Source organism: Sandaracinus amylolyticus, from assembly GCF_021631985.1.
Taxonomy (GTDB): Bacteria; Myxococcota_A; Polyangia; order Polyangiales; family Sandaracinaceae; genus Sandaracinus; species Sandaracinus amylolyticus_A.
Genome location: NZ_CP070225.1, coordinates 8,549,072 through 8,565,558 on the forward strand (window position 1 = coordinate 8,549,072; position 16,487 = coordinate 8,565,558).

Sequence of the window (16,487 nt, forward strand, 5' to 3'; positions counted from 1 at the left end):
ATCACCGCGGCCAGGACGGCGCCCCGCGCGCCCGTCGGATCCGCAGCCAGCGCCACGCGAGGGCGGGACGTCGCAGCACGTACGCGAGCACCGGGAGCGGATCGAAGTAGGCACGACGCGAGGTCACGATTCCGTCCGTGAGCGTCAGCACGTCGACCGAGTGCCACGACAGCTCGCGCGTGTGGAACGTCATCGAGATCCAGATGCGGTCCTCGCTCGCCGACCACGCGTGCACCTCGGCCCGCAGATCGGGGAAGAGCGCGAACGTGCGCCGGAACGCGGCGTAGCCCGCTTCGCGTCCGCGCGTGCGGCCCGCGAGCGGCGCGATCAGCTCGACGTCGGGCGAGAACGCGTCGAGGAAGCGGAACTCATGGGCCGGCGGATCGGCCCAGACGCGGGAGAACCCATCGACGATCGCCTGGGGAGTCATGCCCTCGTCCTGCACCCCGCGGAGCGATGCGTCGAACGCATCGCTCGCATCGGAGCGATGCGCGTTGCGCATACCTCACGCGTTCGCGAGCGCGTTGCGCATCGCCGTGATCAGGTCGGTGCGCGCGGTGATCGTCGCGACCTTCAGCGCGTTCGCGATCGCGCGCTCGGTGCTGCGCCCGTGCGCCTTGATGCACAGCCGATCGAACCCGAGGATCGGCACGCCGCCGTACTGCTCCCAGTCCGTGACCTCGCGCACCCGCTGGATCGCCGGCGCGAGCAGCGCGAGCCCCGCCTTGTAGCGAACGCTCGCCTCGCCGGCCGCGCGCGCGAGGCGCATCACCGTCTCGCTGATGCCCTCGAGCATCTTGAGCACGATGTTCCCGGTGAACCCGCCGGTGACCACCACGTCCGCGGTGCCGCGCGGGATGTCCATCCCCTCGATGTTCCCGATGAAGTCGATCTGCGTGCTGCGCGACAAGCGCGCGTGCGCCTCGACGATCGCCGCGGTGCCCTTGCTCGCCTCGCTGCCGATCGAGAGCAGCGCCACGCGCGGCCGCGGGTTCTTCGAGATGCGCTGCGCGTAGGCCGAGCCCATCAGCGCGAACGCGACGAGATCGTCGGCGCTCACGTCGAGCGTCAGCCCCGCGTCGAGCAGGAGCGAGAAGGGATCGCGCTTCTCGCCGCGACGTCGCTCGGTCGGCACCACCGCGCCCAGCGCCGCGCGCCCCACACCCGGCAATCGCTCGAACGTGCGCGCGCACGCGAGCGTCACCGCGCCGGTGTTGCCCGCGCTCACCAGCACGTCCGCCTCGCCGCTCCTCACGAGCCGCGCCGCCACCAGCACCGACGCGTCGGGACGCGCGTCGAGCGCCTCCTTCGGCTTGTCGTCCATGCGGCACACCTCGCTCGCGTGCACCACCCGGACCTTCGACGGGTCGTGCTCGCGGCTCGCGAGGACGGCGCGGATCGCGCCTTCGTCGCCCACCAGCACCAGCTGCGGCGCGCTCGGCGACCTGCTGATCGTCGCCGCCCCACCGACCGTCGCCTCGGGCCCGTGATCGGAGCCCATCACGTCGAGCGCCACGCGGATCACGATGCCGAGCGTACACGCCTCGACACGACTCGTGCTGCACGTAGGATGTCGGCCTCCGGATGGGCCTCCTCTTCGTCACCATCTTCAACAGCATCCTCGGCCTCTCGGTGCTGTTCCCGGTGATCGGCCCGCTCGGTCGCGACCTCGGCCTCTCCGACACCCAGATCGGCGCCCTCTCGACGAGCTACGCGCTGATGCAGCTCCTGCTCTCGCCGTGGTGGGGCAAGCGCAGCGAGACCGCGGGCCGCAAGAAGATCCTGCTCGTCGGCGTGTGCGGCTTCGCGCTCGCGTTCGGGCTGCTCGGCACGGCCGCGGAGATCGGCCGCATGGACGTCGTGCCGCCGCTCGCGCTCTTCGCGCTGATGCTCGGCGCGCGCGTCATCGGCGGCGCGTTCGCGAGCGCGATGTTGCCCACCGCGCAGGCCTACGCCGCGGATCTCACGACGCGCGAGAACCGCACCTCGGGCATGGCGGTGATCGGCGCGGCGTTCGGCCTCGCGATCATCTTCGGCCCGGTGATCGGCGGCACCCTCGCGCACTTCTTCGGGCTCACCGCGCCGATCTGGTTCTCCACCGCGTTCGGCGCGCTCAACGCGCTGCTCGTGTGGTGGCGCCTGCCCGAGCCGCCGCGACGCGACGCGAGCGAGCGCCCGCCGGTGCGCCTCGGCGACGTCGCGCGCCGTGCGTGGCCGCTCCTGCTCGTCGCCGCGGTGACCACCGGCGCGACCGTGCTGATGGAGCAGACGGTCGCGTTCCTGGTGGAGGATCGACTGCACCTCACGCGCGAGGACACGCCGCTGTGGATGGGCGGCGCGCTCTTCGTCTACGGCGTGGTCGCGGTCGCGGTGCAGGGTGGGCTCGCGCGGCGGATGCGCGTCGCGCCGACGACGCTGGTGATCGCAGGACTGCCGATCACGATCGCGGGCCTCGTCACGCTGATGCTCGCGCGCGAGTACGGATGGATCGTGGTCGGCATGGGCCTGCAGGGCTTCGGTCAGGGGCTGGCGCTGCCGGGGGTGACCAGCGCGATGTCGCTCGCGGTGAGCGACGACGAGCAGGGCCAGGTCGCGGGCCTCAACAACAGCGCGCAGGGGCTCGGGCGCCTCTTCGGCCCGCTGGTGGGCACCGCGCTCTACGAGCTCGACCAGGAGCTGCCCTACGGCACCGGCGCGGCGCTGATCGGCATCGCGCTGCTCTTCGTCGCGGCGAGCCCCCAGATGCGCGCGATCGCGCGCCGCCATCGCGAGGATGCGACGCCCGAAGTGGGCTGACGCGTGTCCCAAATCGGCTCGCCGACGGAGGGCCCTCCCGTCCGCGTGCGCCGCACGCTCCCGTGCGGGTCCTCCGCCAGCGAGCACTCCAGCCGAGGTTGCCGCGCCTCCGCGCGTCGGCTATTCGTGATCGCTCGTTCCACAACTCGTCGGGTGCGGTGTCGCCACCGCAGGTCACCCCGGCTGGTCGGGCCGCCAGCCGCTCCGAGCCTCGTGCTCGCGGAGCGGCATGTCCCGATCGACCGATCCTCGCCCAACGCCCACGTCCGCCGCCGCGCCGCCCGAGGCATGGCCCCCGATCCGCCGCGCGGTGCGCACCGTGACGCGGCCCGTCGAAGCGTTCCTCGCGACCGAGGTCGCGAGCGGCGCGATCCTCCTGGTCGCGACCATCGCTGCGCTCGTCTGGGCGAACTCGCCGTGGGCGGATCGTTATCACGCGCTCTGGGCGACGCCGATCGGCGCACACCTCGGCGCCACGACGATCGAGGTGACGCTCCACTTCGTCGTGAACGAAGCGCTGATGACGTTCTTCTTCTTCGTCGTCGGCCTCGAGATCCGCCGCGAGATCGCGCGAGGCGAGCTGAGCGAGCCGCGTCGCGCCGCGCTCCCGCTCGCGGCCGCGCTCGGCGGGATGATCGCGCCCGCGCTCGTCTATCTCGCGCTCAACGCGGAGCGCCCGACCGCGTCGGGCTGGGGCGTCCCGATGGCGACCGACATCGCGTTCGCGGTCGGCGTGCTCACGCTGCTGCGCGATCGTGTGAGCCCGGGCCTGCGCATCCTCCTGCTCGCGCTCGCGGTGATCGACGACGTCGGCGCGATCCTGGTGATCGGGGTCTTCTACTCGTCGGGCTTCGAAGCGAGCGGGCTCGCGACCGCGGCGCTCGGCGTGGTCGGGATCTCGTTGCTGCAGGCCGCGGGCGCGCGGCGCGCGCTGGCGTACGCGATCCCCGCGGCGGCCGTGTGGCAGGGCCTCCACGCAGCGGGCGTGCACGCGACGCTCGCCGGCGTGATCGTCGGCCTGATGACGCCGACCCGCGCATGGTTCGGCAGCGCGGAGCTCGTCGCGGCGGCGCAGCGCGCGGCCGAGGCGGTGGGCGACCACGGGCACGACGCGGTCGCCGAGCACCTCGAGGCACTCGATCGTGCGCGTCGCGAGGCGATGGCGCCGGTCGACTCGCTCCAGCACGCGTTCCACCGCTGGGTCGCGTTCCTCGTGATGCCGCTCTTCGCGTTCGCGAACGCCGGCGTGAGCATCGGCGCGACCGAGATCGCAGGAGACGCCGCGTGGATGGCGTGGGGCATCGTGATCGGGCTCGTCGCGGGCAAGACGATCGGCATCGCGGGGGGCAGCTGGCTCGCGGTGCGCATCGGGCTCGCGGCGCTGCCGCGCGGCGTGAGCTGGCGCGGCGTGCTCACGGTCGCGATGGTCGGCGGCATCGGCTTCACGATGAGCCTCTTCGTCGCCGAGCTCGCGTTCGACGATGCGCTGCTCGAGGGGGCGAAGCTCGCGATCCTGGTCGGGTCGATCACCGCCGCGGCGCTGGGGCTCGGGTTCGGGCGCGCCGCGCTGACGCGCAGCGCCGGCGTCGATCGAGCGCACACCGAGTCCGAGGCCGAAGCCTCGACGGTGCAGTGATCACTGCGCGAAGAGCCAGTCGAACGCGAGCGCCGCGATCGCGATCACCGGGACGAGCCCGAGCATCGAGCCCGCGAGGTAGTCGCGGAACCGCACCTTGCTCATCGCGAGCGCGTAGTTGAGCGCGGGGAGCATCTGCACGAGCAGGCGCAGCACCGCGATCGTGATCACGGGCCGCGCATCGAGGTGCGCCAGCATGCGCTTGAGCAGCGGTCGCTCGACGTCGCCCAGCGGCTGACCGCCGACCATCCGCACCACGTAGAACGAGACCGTAAGCGACACCAGCGCGCCCACCATGCCCGCGGCGAAGCCCGTGACCGGCCCGTACGCGAGGATCGCCGCCGCGACGAACACCATGCCCGGCACGTGCACCAGCTCGCCGACCGCGAACATCGCGAGGTACGCGAAGAACCCGAGCGCGCCGAGCTCGAGCATCGTCGCCTGGATGCGCTCGCGCGTGAGGTGCTCGGTCACGCCGGTCGCGTGACCGATCGCGATCAGCGTGACCGTGAGCGCGATCAGCGCGCCGATGCGCAGCCACTTCGTGCGCGCTGCGTTCGTCTCGCTCACGGCAGTGCGTAGCTGCCCGTCGCGTGCGCGACGAGCGGTCCATCGGCGCTCGAGATCTCGATCGTGCCCACCGCGATGCGTCGCCCCACGCGCAGCACCGTCGCGCGGCCGATCAGATCGCGCGCCTCGGGCTTGCGAAGGAAGTGGATCGACAGATCGCTCGTCACGGCGAGCGGCTGCATCCCGATGCGCGTCAGCACCGCGGCGTAGAGCGCGGTGTCGGCGAGCGTCATCATCGTGGGCCCGTTGATGGTCCCGCCCGCGCGCAGCTGCTGCTCGGAGAACAGCAACCGAATGGTTGCGGTTCCCCAGCCGAGCTCCTGCACCCGGAACGGCAGGAGGCGCGTGAGCGGGATCGTCTCGTGGATCAGCGCCTCGAACTCCGCGGCCTCGATGCGCGGCCGCTCGTCACCCGGCTCGCTCACGATCCCGTGCACTCCCCGGCGAGCTCGATCGACATCACGCGCGGCGCGACCCGGCGATCCATCGTGACGAGCCGGATCTCCACCTCGATGATGCGCCCCTGCGGGATGGGCCCCGGCGGGCTCGCGAAATTCGCGATCGGCGCGGGGAAGGGCCCGATGAACGTCGCGGCCTCGACCTCCTCGGGCGTGTTGCCGACGCGCACCCAGAGCGTGACCTCGGTGCTCGCCGGGATCTCCGCGTTCACGCGCGCGCCGAGCCAGCGCTGCGATCCGAACTCGCCCGCCTCGCACCCCGTCTGGCGGAAGCGATAACGACCGCGCGGCTCGGCGAACACGTTGAGCCCGAACCCGATGAAGTCGCTGTAGGTGTAGGGCGAGCGACCCACGCCGTGCTCGATCCACGTGTTCGTCATCGGATCGAAGCGCGCGGCCGAGTTCGTGCCTTGGCACACCGCCCACACCGAGCCGTCGAACGACACGCCCACGCCGACGGGCGCGCGACCGGTCGGGATGTGATGCGTCGTGACGTGCGAGAGATCGGTGAGGCGCAGCTGCTCCACGCGATCACTCGCGGCCCCGCTGATGCTCTGCTGCTCGTGGCTGATGCCGACCCAGAGGAACTCCTCGTCGGCGGCGAGCCCGCGCGGCGAGCCGGTGCTCGGGAAGGACGCGGTCTCCCAGGTGTCGGTCGCCGGGAGATAGCGGAGGATCGGCGGGTCGCTCGCGCTGCTCGCGATGTAGATGCGCCCGTCACCGTCGACCGTGATGCCGTAGGGATAGAGGCTCGGCGGCCACCCCGCGCCTCCCGGCACCGGCGAGGCCATCGTGAACGTCGTGCCCGTCGCGTCGACGTAGCCGAGGATGTCGCGCCGCCCGCTGCGATCGACGAACCAGATGCGGCCCATCGAGTCCGACGTGGCGCCGTACGGGTTCAGGCCGTTGATCGGAAGGCATTCGCCGCGCAGCGCGCCGGTGGCGGAGTCGATGCGACACGCCTGCGACGTGTTGAACAGGCCGACCCACACATCACCGACCAGCGCGTCCGGCGGCGCGACGCCGATCGTCAGCGCGCGCGGGACCGCGTTGACGCCGCCGACCGGAACGGTCCACAGGATGCACTCGTCGTCGATGCCGACGAACTCCGCGGTCCCCTCGTTGATCGTGCCGTCGCCGTTCAGATCGCGCGACGTGTCGATCACGCCGTTCGCGTTGCGGTCGATGCAGTCCTCTTCGCGGTTCGCGTACTTCGTGACCGTGCCCTGCGAGTGGAACGCGCGGTTCGCGACGTACGCGTCGAAGTTCTGATCGACCGCGGTGCGCGATGGACAGTTGCCGCCCGGGCTGGTCCACGCGCACGGCTCGCTCGCGGGTCGCACGCCCGCCGGCGCGGCCGCGCCGATCGTCGGATAGCGCGCGAGCTCGCGGTTGGTGCGCGAGTCCATCTTGCTCACGGTGCCGTCGTCCATGTTGGCGACCCACACCGAGAACGACGTCGCCTCGGTGCGTCCGAGCGTGAGCGCGCCCGAGGGATCGACGATCACGCCCTCGGAGTTCGTCCCGTCGGGCGCCCATCCGCCGGGCCCGGGGATCGTCTCGACGTCGCACGAGGGACTGCACGAGCCGCCGCAGATCTCCACGAGCCCTTCGTCGGTGCGGGTGTCGCAGTCGTTGTCGACTCCGTCGCAGCGCTCGGGCCCGCCGCGCGTCTCGTCCGTGTCGTCGCAGTCGACGTCGGAGCAGCGCCCGTCGCCGTCGAAGTCGACGCAGGTGCCGCCGCCGGAGTCGCCCCCATCGAGCCCGGGGCGCGCGCCGTCGGTGCGCGAGACGCACGTGCCGTCGATGCACTCCTGCGTGCTGCGGCAGTCGCTCGCGCTCTCGCAGGCCGCGCCGGGCGGATCACCACCGCAGTCGCACCCCACCAGCAGCGAGCACATCAGCGAAATGGTTGCGAGCGCACGGAGCGCGGGACTGCGATGCATGAGGAAAACGGTACCAGAACGCGCGCGCTCGCTGTGAAGACGGAGCGCGCTTTTCGTCGGGCGATCCCCGTATAGTCGCCGGCGATGCACGGCTCGCGCTTCGACACACGGACGCTCGGATGGATGGTCCTCGGCGGAGCGCTCTCGCTCCTCGGATGCGGTGACGACGACGACGGCACCACCGAGGTCGACGCGTCGACACCGATCGACGCATGGACCGCGCCCGTCGATGCGCCGATGGTCGACGCCGGCGGCGAGACGTGCACACCGTTCCCCGGCGACTACACCCCGCGCGTCTCGATGTCGTCGACCGACGAGTGGCCGCCCTGCGTGTCCGACGTCGGCACCTACGCGCGCATCGAGCCGACGATCTCGACCATCGCGCGCGTCGAGGCGTACGACACGATCTTCGCGCCGAGCGGTCTGCTCGTGGGCGATCCGAGCGCGAGCGCGTTCACCGACGCGCGCACCGTCTACGAGACCAGCGAGGGCCTCGGCTCGCGCGTCATCCGCCGCACCGACGAGCACGTCACCGCGCCCGATCCCAACGACTGCCGCATGGGCTCGGTGATCGCGGCGGCGCCCGAGTACTGCGTGGGCCCGACGCAGCTCGCGCCGATCGTGCGTGAGGGCTTCGCGGCGGGCATGACCGGCGGCGCGGGCGAGCCGCTGCGGGTGCACGCCGCGCGCATCGACGCCGCGCTCACCTGGTTCCTCTACGTCTCGCCGTACAAGGAGAGCCTCACCTGCACGAGCACCGCGCGCGACTGCGACTCGGCGTGGGCGTACTACACGGGTGGCGTCGAGGAGCGCAGCGGCGGGCTCGGCATGGCGCGCCTGGTGCGCGGGCTCGACGAGGAGACCCACGATCGCATCTGGGACGCGCTGCTCGCGGTGCGCTGCTGGCGCGACCTCGATCCCGAGCCGGTCTCGAGCGAGCGGCTCGACCTGCGGGATCGCGCGCGCGCCCAGCTCGATCGCGCGATGGATCGCGGCATGGCGCTGGTGATCGCGGATCGCCTGCGGCGCATGGAGGCGAGCACGGGCGACGAGCAGCTCGCGCACTTCGCGTGGGCGCGCGTGATCCTCGGATCGCTCGCGCAGCGCACGATCCCGAGCCCCGATCCCGGCGGCACCGACATCGTGGTGCCGGCGCGGGCGTCGCTCGCGGATCGCATGCTGCGCGCGCGCAGCGCGGATCTCGCGGACCTCGTCGCGAGCGAGATCGACGGCGCGAGCGCGCCCGGCGACGTCGACGTCGACGCGATCGTGGAGATGCTCGAGTCCGCGTTCCCGTGCGCGTGATCGCGCGGATCGCGGCGATCGTGATGATCGCGATCGTCGCGATCCCGGCGCGCGCGCAGGACACGACCTTCCGGGCGCGGGCGCGCACCGCGCCCGACGACGTGCGCGGCCGCGCGAGCGACTCGGTGTCCGAGGAGGAGATCGAAGAGCGCGTGGTGCGATCGGCGCCCGACGCGCTGCGCCTGATGCCGGGCGTGTCGATCCAGCAGACCGCGCACGGCCAGGCGAGCCCCTACGTGCGCGGCGTCACCGGGCAACAAGTGCTGCTCCTCTTCGACGGAGTGCGGCTCAACAACGGCATCTTCCGGCAGGGGCCCAACCAGTACTTCTTCACGGTCGACGTCGAGAGCCTCGCGACGCTCCACGTGGTGCGCGGCAGCGCGTCGACGCGCTTCGGCGCCGATGCGCTCGGCGGTGCGATCATCGCGCTCCCGCGCGAGCCGACCATCGATCCGAGACGCGACGGATTCGTGATCCATCCGCGCTTGATCGGTCGTTACGGAATGCAGGACGTCGACGGGGGCGCGCGCGCCGAGCTCGATCTGCAGCTCGGTCGATCGCTCGGGTTCCTCGGGGGGGTGCGGTATCGCGAGGCGGGGCCGCTGCAGGCGGCGGGCATCGTGTGCCCGCTCTCGACGGTCGAGCCGTGTGTGCCGGCGCGCGATCCCGCGATGCGCCGCAACGTCCCGATGATCCCGTTCATCGAGGACGACGGTCGCACCCAGCGCGGCACCGGGTTCCGCGTGCTGAGCTGGGACGAGCGCCTGGTGTGGCGCGCGTCGGACGAGCTCCGCGTGACGCTCGCAGGCTACGGCTGGCACCAGTTCGACAGCCCGCGCACCGATCAGTGCCCCGCGCCCTATGCGCCCGGCAACGACTGCCTCACCTACCTGCAGCAGACGCGCGCGCTCGGCCTCCTCGCGATCGACGTGCGACCGCAGGGCTCCGAGCTCGCCGAGATGCGCATCGCGCTGAGCTGGCAGCGCACCCACGAGCATCGACTGCGCGATCGTCCGACCGCGTTCGTGCAGAACCGCTTCCTCGACACGATCGACACCTACGGGCTCACGATGCGCGGCCGGACGCGCGGCTTCCTGCTCGCGCCCGAGCTCGCGATCGCGCTGCACTTCGGCGCCGAGGCCTACTCCGACGTCGTGCGCTCCGAGGCGAGCACCGCGTTCACCGACGTCGGCCTCACGGTGCGCGAGCCGCGCGGTCAATACGTCGACGGCGCGCGCTTCACGCAGCTCTCGGCGTGGAGCGAGGTGCAGGCGGCGATCGCGACGTGGCTGATCGCGCGCGGCGGTGCGCGCGTGCTCTACGCCGGCGCGCGCGCGAGCGCCGATCCCAGCTCGGGCACTGCGCGTGTCGATCTCGACGTCGCGGGGGTCGCGGCGCGCGCCGGTCTCGAAGCGCGCGTCGCGCCCGAGCTCACGCTGCACCTCAACGTCGATCAGGGAGTGCGCCCGCCGAACCTCGACGATCTCACCTCGCGCCAGCAGGCGGGCCCGGGCTTCCAGTTCGAGAACCCCGCGCTTCGCGAGGAGCGCTCGACCACGTTCGAGCTCGGCGCGCGCATCGAGGCGTGGGACGTGCTGCGCCTCGATGCATGGGCGTACGCGATGATCCTCGACGGCGCGATGACCCGCGTGCCGCGCGAAGCGTCGGCGTGTCCGCCCGCGACCCCGCAGTGCCGCGCATCGTGGTCGCGCTATCAGCTGGTCAACGCCGACGACCTCTCGCTGATCCTCGGCACCGAGCTCGCGCTGACGTTCGAGCTGCGCGACATCGGGGTCGTCGCGCTCAGCACGCTCTCGATCGCGTGGGGCGAGGGCCCGAGCCCGACCGACGCGAACGTGCGCGTCCCGCTCTCGCGCGTCCCGCCGTTCGGCGGCGCGGTCGACGTGCGATGGCAACCCGCGCCGCGCGGTCTCGCGCTGGGCGCGACGCTGCGCTGGGCGCTCGATCAGGATCGTCTCGCGCCCGCGGACGCGAGCGACGCGCGCATCCTCGCGGGCGGCACCCCGGGATACGCCGTCGTCGACGTGCGAGCCGCGTGGCGCTTCGATCCGTATCTCTCGCTCTCGGTCGTGCTCGAGAACGTGCTCGACACCGCATATCGAGTGCACGGATCGAGCATCAATGGGCCCGGACGAGGGCTGATGGCGAGGGTGGAGGCGGGGTTCTGAGGGCGGGGCCCCGCGAGGCGCGATGCGCCCGCGGGGCCGAGACTCGCTCATCAGTCACCGCGACCGCCAGCTACACGACGCCCAGCGGATCCGTCCCGGTCCGCTTCACCACCGCGCGCCGCCCGATCGACACCGCATCCATTGCCGCGCCGAGCCGCTTCGCGCCTTCCACCAAGCGCGCCGGCGACTCGCCACCGAACACCAAGCGCAGCCCCGACGGGCCGCCCACCGCGCGATCCACGCGATACAGCGTCCCCGGCGACACCAGCACGCCGCGGCGGCGCGCCTCCTCGAACACGGCCTCGGAATCGAGATCGTCGGGCAGCTCGATCCACATCGTCGTTCCGCGCGTCGGCGCACGGAACCGCACGCTCGGCGGCAGGTACTTCTTGAGCGCGACGCAGAGCGCATCACGACGCTCGCGATACTGACCGCGGATCCGATTGAGGTGCGCCGCGAGATAACCGCGCTCCAGGAACTCCGCGAGCGCGTGCTGCAGCAACCCCGACGTGCCGAGATCGGTCGCGTGCTTCAGCGCGACGAGCTGCGGCGCGAGCGAGGGCGGGCACAGCAGGAACCCGATGCGCAGCGCCGGGATCAGCTTCTTGCTGAACGTGCTCAGGTAGATCACGTCGCCGTCGAGCGCGCGCATCGCGGGCGGCGGCGCCGCTCCGTCGAGCTCGAGATCCGCGACGAAGTCGTCCTCGATCACCGCGGTGCCGGTCTCGCGCGCCCACGCGATCAGCGCCTCGCGCCGCGGGCCCGAGATGCACTCGCCCGTCGGGTTGCACGAGTTCGGCATCAGGTAGAGCGCCTTCGCGCGCCCCGCATGACGCAGCCACGCCATGTCGGGCCCTTCCGCGTCCGCCGGCACGCCCATCAGTCGCGCGCCGTTCGCGCCGAAGATCTGGATCGCGCCGGTGTACGTCGCGGCCTGCGAGATCACGACGTCGCCGGGATCGACCAGCGCGCGCGCGACCACGTCGAGGCCCTGCTGGCTGCCCGACGTCACGAGCACGTCGTCGGCGCGCGCCGGAACGCCCTGCCGCACCAGGTCCGCGGCGATGCGCTCACGGAGCCGCGGCACACCCTCGTGCGGCGCGTAGCCCAGCGCGCGCGTGCCGGTCGTGCGCATCACGTGCTCGAGGCAGCGGCGGAAGAGCTCGTCGGGCAGCAGGTCGGGGCCCGGCTCCATCTTCGTGAGGTTCACGAGCTCGCCGCGCCCGACCCGCGCGATGCGCTGCACCCGGGCGACCCGCGCGAAGCCCTCGGTGCGCGCGCGCTCGCTGATCATCGAGCTCCACGGGATCGGCGCTCGCTCGGCCGCGGCGACCGGCGCGCGTCCGACCGGCAGCGCGACCGCCGCGGGCTGCGCGCGCACGAAGGTGCCGCGCCCGACGGTCGAGCTCAGGAAGCCGCTGCGCTCGAGCTCGGTGTAGGCGCGCACGACCGTGTTGCGGTGCGTGCCGAGCTCGTCGGCGAGCTTTCGCGATGGCGGCAGGCGAAAGCCTGCGGGGAACGCGCCGCTGCGGATCCGCTCCGCGATGCGATCGAAGAGCTGTTGGTACAGCGGCACATCGAGCGCGTGGTCGAGGACCAATCCGAGGCTGCGTTCCACCTGGACCCCCTTTCGCGGCCGCGTCCGCCGCGATTGGTCCAGGTAATCCCCCGCAATCTCGAGGGCCGCAACGGAACGACCTAGGCGATCGTGCAGTGCCAGGATGGACCAATGTTGCCCGGGAGCATGGTCCAATTCTCGGTCCGGCGCCGCTCCGTGCCGCGGAGGTGGCCTAGCCTGGTCCGAAACGATCGCGCTCGCTAGCGATAGGTCCGTTCGCCCGGGCCCGGCTCCGCGAGCGCGCCGAGCGGCGCGGTGTCGAGGCGATCGCTGCGCTCGGTCGCCCCCTCCGCCGACGCTTCGTGCACCGTGCTCCACGGCCCGACCCGCACTCGCAGCGCCTCGTCGCGCGCGCTCACCTCGACCTCGCGCTGCGCGACGTACGAGCGTGATCCGGTCCCGCGATCGTCGAACGCGACGTCGTCGGCCTCGGCTCGTTCCTCTTCGTCGGCGATGCGATCGAGCGCGAGCCGCGTGAGGTGCGCCGGCTGCTCGGGGCACATGCCTCGCCAGCAGTACGGCCCGTGATCTTCGTGCTGCGCGACGATGCGATCGAGCGTCCCGCGCGCGATGTCGGCGACGATCAGCACGCGGCTGTGGAGCTCCTGCTGCGCGTAGAGATCGATCGGCTCGAGCGCGGCCTCGGCCCACCACGCGAGGATCGGCGCGCGATCTCCGGGCTCCATGCGCGCCGCCTCGTGCAGCTCGAAGGTGTCGATCGCGGGGAACCGCTCGGGGCCGATCGACGCGCCGAGCGAGCAGAGCGCGAGCCATCCCTCGGCCTCGTCGTCGCGCGCGATCTCGTAGGGCGCGACGAGCCAGTACACGTCGCCGCGCTCGTAGACCAGCGCGTCGCAGGGCGCGTCCTGGCCGCACATCGCGCCGGAGATCCACTCGCGCTCGGGCATCACGCGCCCCGCGGGCACGCCCGCGACGTCGGGCACGCGCCGGCAGATCGACGTCGTGCTCGCCGGCGCCGCCGCGGCCCTCGCCCCGCCCGCGCATCCGGTGCGGCACACGCGGGGATCGCCCAGCAGCTGCGCGATGGCGTAGACGCCCGGAGGCAGCGGCGATGCGTCGGGCTCGCAGCGCTCGGTCTCGCCGCTCGACGCGCCGTAGTCGTACGCGTCCTCGACCTCGCGCTGCTCGCGCGCCTGTGCGCAGATCGGCGCGCCGACCTCGAGCGCGCCCGCATCGTCGAGCACGAACGATCCCGCGATCACCGTGTCCCGCGCCTCGCCTTCGATCGGGCCGCCCGAGTCGTCCTCGGCGCCCAGCGAGAGCGCGCGCTCGCGCGAGAACGTGGCCCACGCGGCGCATCGGAGCGTCGCCTCGATCGAGCACACCATCGTCGACGTCGTGATCGACGAGCTCGACTCCTCGCCGTCCTCGTAGGGCAGATAGAGCTCGTCCTGCTGCTCGAACGCGACGACGAGCTCCGCGCGCCCGCCCGGGATCAGCGGGGCCCACTGCGCGCGCGCCGCACCGAAGCGCGACGATCCGACCTCCGCGGTCGGGCGATCGATCGTGTACAGCGCGACGACGTCGACGCGTCCATCGTGCGCCACCCAGAGCTCGCCCGAGCCCTCTGGTCCGGGGCACGGCTCGATCAACATCGCGCGCACGTCCCCGCGCACCCACACCGGCGGGAGCTCCTCGAGGTCCTCGCACGCGCGCTCGCGGAACGTCGCGCGGAACGCGGTGTGCTCTTCGCCGAGCAGCGCATCGAGGGCCGCGTCGGAGATCGTGCTCGCCGGCAGCGCGGGCTCGTCGGGCGGAGCATCGGTCGCGGGCCCGAGCTCGCCGAGCGCGCGCTCGACGCTCGGATGCGGCCGCAGCGCGAGCGAGCGCGTGAACGCGGCGCGCGCGCCCGCCGCATCACCCAGCTCGCGGCGCACCAGGCCCGCGTTGTAGAGGCACATCGCGAGGGGCACGCGCAGGCGCTCGGGCACCTCCGCTTCGCGCGGCAGCTCGCGCAGCGCGGCCTCGATCATCGCGCGCGCGCGCTCGTGATCGCCGGCGCGGAACGCGATGTAGCCCGCCTCGCATCGGGCGCGAGGCTCGGGCAGCGCGGCGAGCGCCTCGTCCATCCGAGCGAGCGCGGTCGTGTGATCGCCCTCGCGCACGGCGCGCCTCGCCTCGCGCAGCGCGCGGGTGAACGCGCGACGCTTCGTGCGCAGCGCCGCGCGGTTCTCCTCGGTCCGCTCGTGCACCGACGAGATCGCGATGCGCTCGCTCGTCGGCTCCGGGCTCGCGGGTGGCTCGACCGGGCGCGCGGCTGGAGGCGCGCTCTCGCTCGACGCCCCTCCGCACTCGCATCCTGCGAGCATCGCGAGCACACAGCCCCACGCGAGCCAACGAGCGGTCATCGGGGTCCTCCGCGCGCACGAACCGCGCCCGCTCGCGCCGCGATTCCCGCGCTCAACAGAGACGATTGAGCCCGTTCAGCGCGGCGACGCGATAGGCCTCGGCCATCGTCGGGTAGTTGAACGTCGTGTTCACGAAGTAGCGCAGCGTGTTCGCCTCGCCCTTCTGCGACATGATCGCCTGCCCGATGTGCACGATCTCGGCGGCCTGATCGCCGAAGCAGTGGATGCCGAGGATCTGCAGCGTCTCGCGGTGGAAGAGCAGCTTCAGCATGCCCACCGTCTGCCCGGTGATCTGGGCGCGCGCGAGCGAGCGGAAGAGCGAGTGACCGACCTCGTAGGGCACGCCCTCCGCGGTGAGCTCGCGCTCGTTGCGACCGAGGCTGCTGATCTCCGGCGACGTGTAGATCCCGGTCGGGATGTCCTGCACGAGCTTCTCGTCGGTCACGCCCAGCACCGCGTGCCCCGCGGCGAAGCGGCCCTGGTCGTAGCTCGCGCTCGCGAGGCTCGGATAGCCCACCACGTCGCCCACCGCGTAGATGTGCGGCTGTCCGGTGCGGTAGAGCGCGTCGACCTTGAGCTGACCGCGCGAGTCCGCGACGAGCCCGACGGTCTCGAGCCCGAGATCGTGCGTGTTGCCGGTGCGGCCCTGCGCCCACAGCAGCACGTCGCTCTTGATCTTCTTGCCGCTCTTGAGGTGGACGACGACGCCGTCGTCGACCGGCTCGACCTTCTCGTACTCCTCGCCGTGGCGGATGAGCACGCCTTGATCGCGCAGGTGGTAGGCGAGCGCGTCGATGATCTCGTCGTCGAGGAACGCGAGCAGCTTCTCGCGCGAGTTGACGAGGTTCACCTTCACGCCGAGGTTGCGGAACATCGACGCGTACTCGCACCCGACGACGCCCGCGCCGTAGATCGTGATCGAGTCCGGCGTGTGATCGAGGCGCAGGATCGTGTCGCTGTCGCGGATCCGCGGGTGCGAGAAGTCGACGTCGGCGGGGCGATAGGGGCGCGAGCCGGTCGCGACGATGAACTGCTTCGCGCGGAGGCGACGCCTCGCGGCGCCCACCTCGTCGGTGTCGACCTCGATCGTGTGCGGATCGACGAACGACGCGTGGCCGTGGACCACCTCGACGTGGTTGCGCACGTAGAAGCCGCGGCGCATCTCGACCTGCTTGCCGATCACGCCCTCGGCCTGGCGCAGCAGCTTGGGGAACGTGAGCTCGACGTTCATCGCCGCCGACGCGAAGATCGGGTTGCGGCGGAAGCGCAGCGTCTCGTTGATCGCGTGGCGCAGCGCCTTGCTGGGGATCGTCGCCCAGTGGGTGCAGCCACCGCCGACGTCGCGATAGCGCTCGACCATCACCACGCTGGCGCCGGACTTCGCGGCGCGCATCGTCGCGCCCTCGCCGGCAGGCCCGCTGCCGATCACCACGACGTCGTGCTCTTTGTCCCAGGGCACTGCTCGAAGGTCCTCCAGTCGCGGCGAGTTGTAGGGCCTCGAGACCACGAATGCGAGAAGCATGATCTTCACGCGCTGCAACGCAGGGCTCGCGCCCTGCGGGCCAGGCCTCGCCGTGGAGTTCCCTCACGCTCGGGTTGT

Annotated in this window: 12 protein-coding genes; 4 read left to right on the top strand and 8 right to left on the bottom strand. The window is 72.1% G+C overall.

Going from position 1 to position 16,487, the window contains the following annotated elements:
• Position 1: 1 nt before the first annotated feature.
• Complete coding sequence (locus I5071_RS36255; RefSeq protein ID WP_236517932.1) at positions 2 to 502, bottom strand: nuclear transport factor 2 family protein; 501 nt, start codon at positions 500 to 502, stop codon at positions 2 to 4.
• Between the two features lie 3 nt (positions 503 to 505).
• On the bottom strand, positions 506 to 1,525 hold the full coding sequence (gene plsX / locus I5071_RS36260) for a phosphate acyltransferase PlsX (RefSeq protein WP_236517933.1): 1,020 nt from the start codon (positions 1,523 to 1,525) through the stop codon (positions 506 to 508).
• A 59-nt stretch (positions 1,526 to 1,584) separates the two neighbouring features.
• Between plsX and I5071_RS36265 the strand changes: the two genes are divergently transcribed.
• Together I5071_RS36265 and nhaA are read left to right on the top strand one after the other, a co-directional pair.
• Positions 1,585 to 2,796, top strand: a complete 1,212-nt coding sequence (locus tag I5071_RS36265; protein ID WP_236517934.1) for an MFS transporter — start codon at positions 1,585 to 1,587, stop codon at positions 2,794 to 2,796.
• Positions 2,797 to 3,025: 229 nt separating this feature from the next.
• Entirely contained in the window at positions 3,026 to 4,432 is a 1,407-nt protein-coding gene (gene nhaA / locus I5071_RS36270; protein WP_419249613.1) for a Na+/H+ antiporter NhaA, read from the top strand.
• Here nhaA and I5071_RS36275 read toward each other — a convergent pair whose 3' ends face one another.
• Genes I5071_RS36275 through I5071_RS36285 form a run of 3 tightly spaced genes read right to left on the bottom strand, consistent with a single transcriptional unit; the run spans position 4,433 to position 7,361 of the window.
• Positions 4,433 to 5,002, bottom strand: coding sequence for a TVP38/TMEM64 family protein (locus I5071_RS36275; RefSeq protein ID WP_236517936.1), 570 nt, complete (start codon positions 5,000 to 5,002; stop codon positions 4,433 to 4,435). It abuts the gene before it with no gap.
• Positions 4,999 to 5,427 carry a PaaI family thioesterase gene (locus tag I5071_RS36280; protein ID WP_236517937.1) on the bottom strand — a complete coding sequence of 143 codons (429 nt, stop codon included), beginning with the start codon at positions 5,425 to 5,427 and terminating at the stop codon, positions 4,999 to 5,001. The genes I5071_RS36275 and I5071_RS36280 overlap by 4 nt, the downstream gene beginning before the upstream one ends.
• Complete coding sequence (locus I5071_RS36285; protein ID WP_236517938.1) at positions 5,424 to 7,361, bottom strand: hypothetical protein; 1,938 nt, start codon at positions 7,359 to 7,361, stop codon at positions 5,424 to 5,426. The genes I5071_RS36280 and I5071_RS36285 overlap by 4 nt, the downstream gene beginning before the upstream one ends.
• A gap of 129 nt (positions 7,362 to 7,490) precedes the next feature.
• On the opposite strand from I5071_RS36285, the gene I5071_RS36290 reads away from it, so the two are divergent.
• On the top strand, positions 7,491 to 8,711 hold the full coding sequence (locus tag I5071_RS36290; protein ID WP_236517939.1) for a hypothetical protein: 1,221 nt from the start codon (positions 7,491 to 7,493) through the stop codon (positions 8,709 to 8,711).
• The gene (locus I5071_RS36295; RefSeq protein ID WP_236517940.1) at positions 8,702 to 10,900 is read left to right on the top strand and encodes a TonB-dependent receptor; all 2,199 of its coding nucleotides are present in this window, start codon (positions 8,702 to 8,704) and stop codon (positions 10,898 to 10,900) included. Before I5071_RS36290 ends, I5071_RS36295 begins: the two co-directional genes overlap by 10 nt.
• A 70-nt stretch (positions 10,901 to 10,970) precedes the next feature.
• Here the strand turns inward: I5071_RS36295 and I5071_RS36300 are convergent, their stop codons facing one another.
• The 3 genes from I5071_RS36300 to sthA form a co-directional block, all read right to left on the bottom strand.
• Positions 10,971 to 12,518: a PLP-dependent aminotransferase family protein gene (locus I5071_RS36300; protein WP_236517941.1), complete on the bottom strand. Its 1,548-nt coding sequence runs from the start codon at positions 12,516 to 12,518 to the stop codon at positions 10,971 to 10,973.
• A 200-nt stretch (positions 12,519 to 12,718) separates the two neighbouring features.
• On the bottom strand, positions 12,719 to 14,887 hold the full coding sequence (locus tag I5071_RS36305; protein ID WP_236517942.1) for a tetratricopeptide repeat protein: 2,169 nt from the start codon (positions 14,885 to 14,887) through the stop codon (positions 12,719 to 12,721).
• Between the two features lie 52 nt (positions 14,888 to 14,939).
• Positions 14,940 to 16,346: a Si-specific NAD(P)(+) transhydrogenase gene (gene sthA / locus I5071_RS36310; protein ID WP_268921177.1), complete on the bottom strand. Its 1,407-nt coding sequence runs from the start codon at positions 16,344 to 16,346 to the stop codon at positions 14,940 to 14,942.
• Positions 16,347 to 16,487 lie beyond the last annotated feature (141 nt).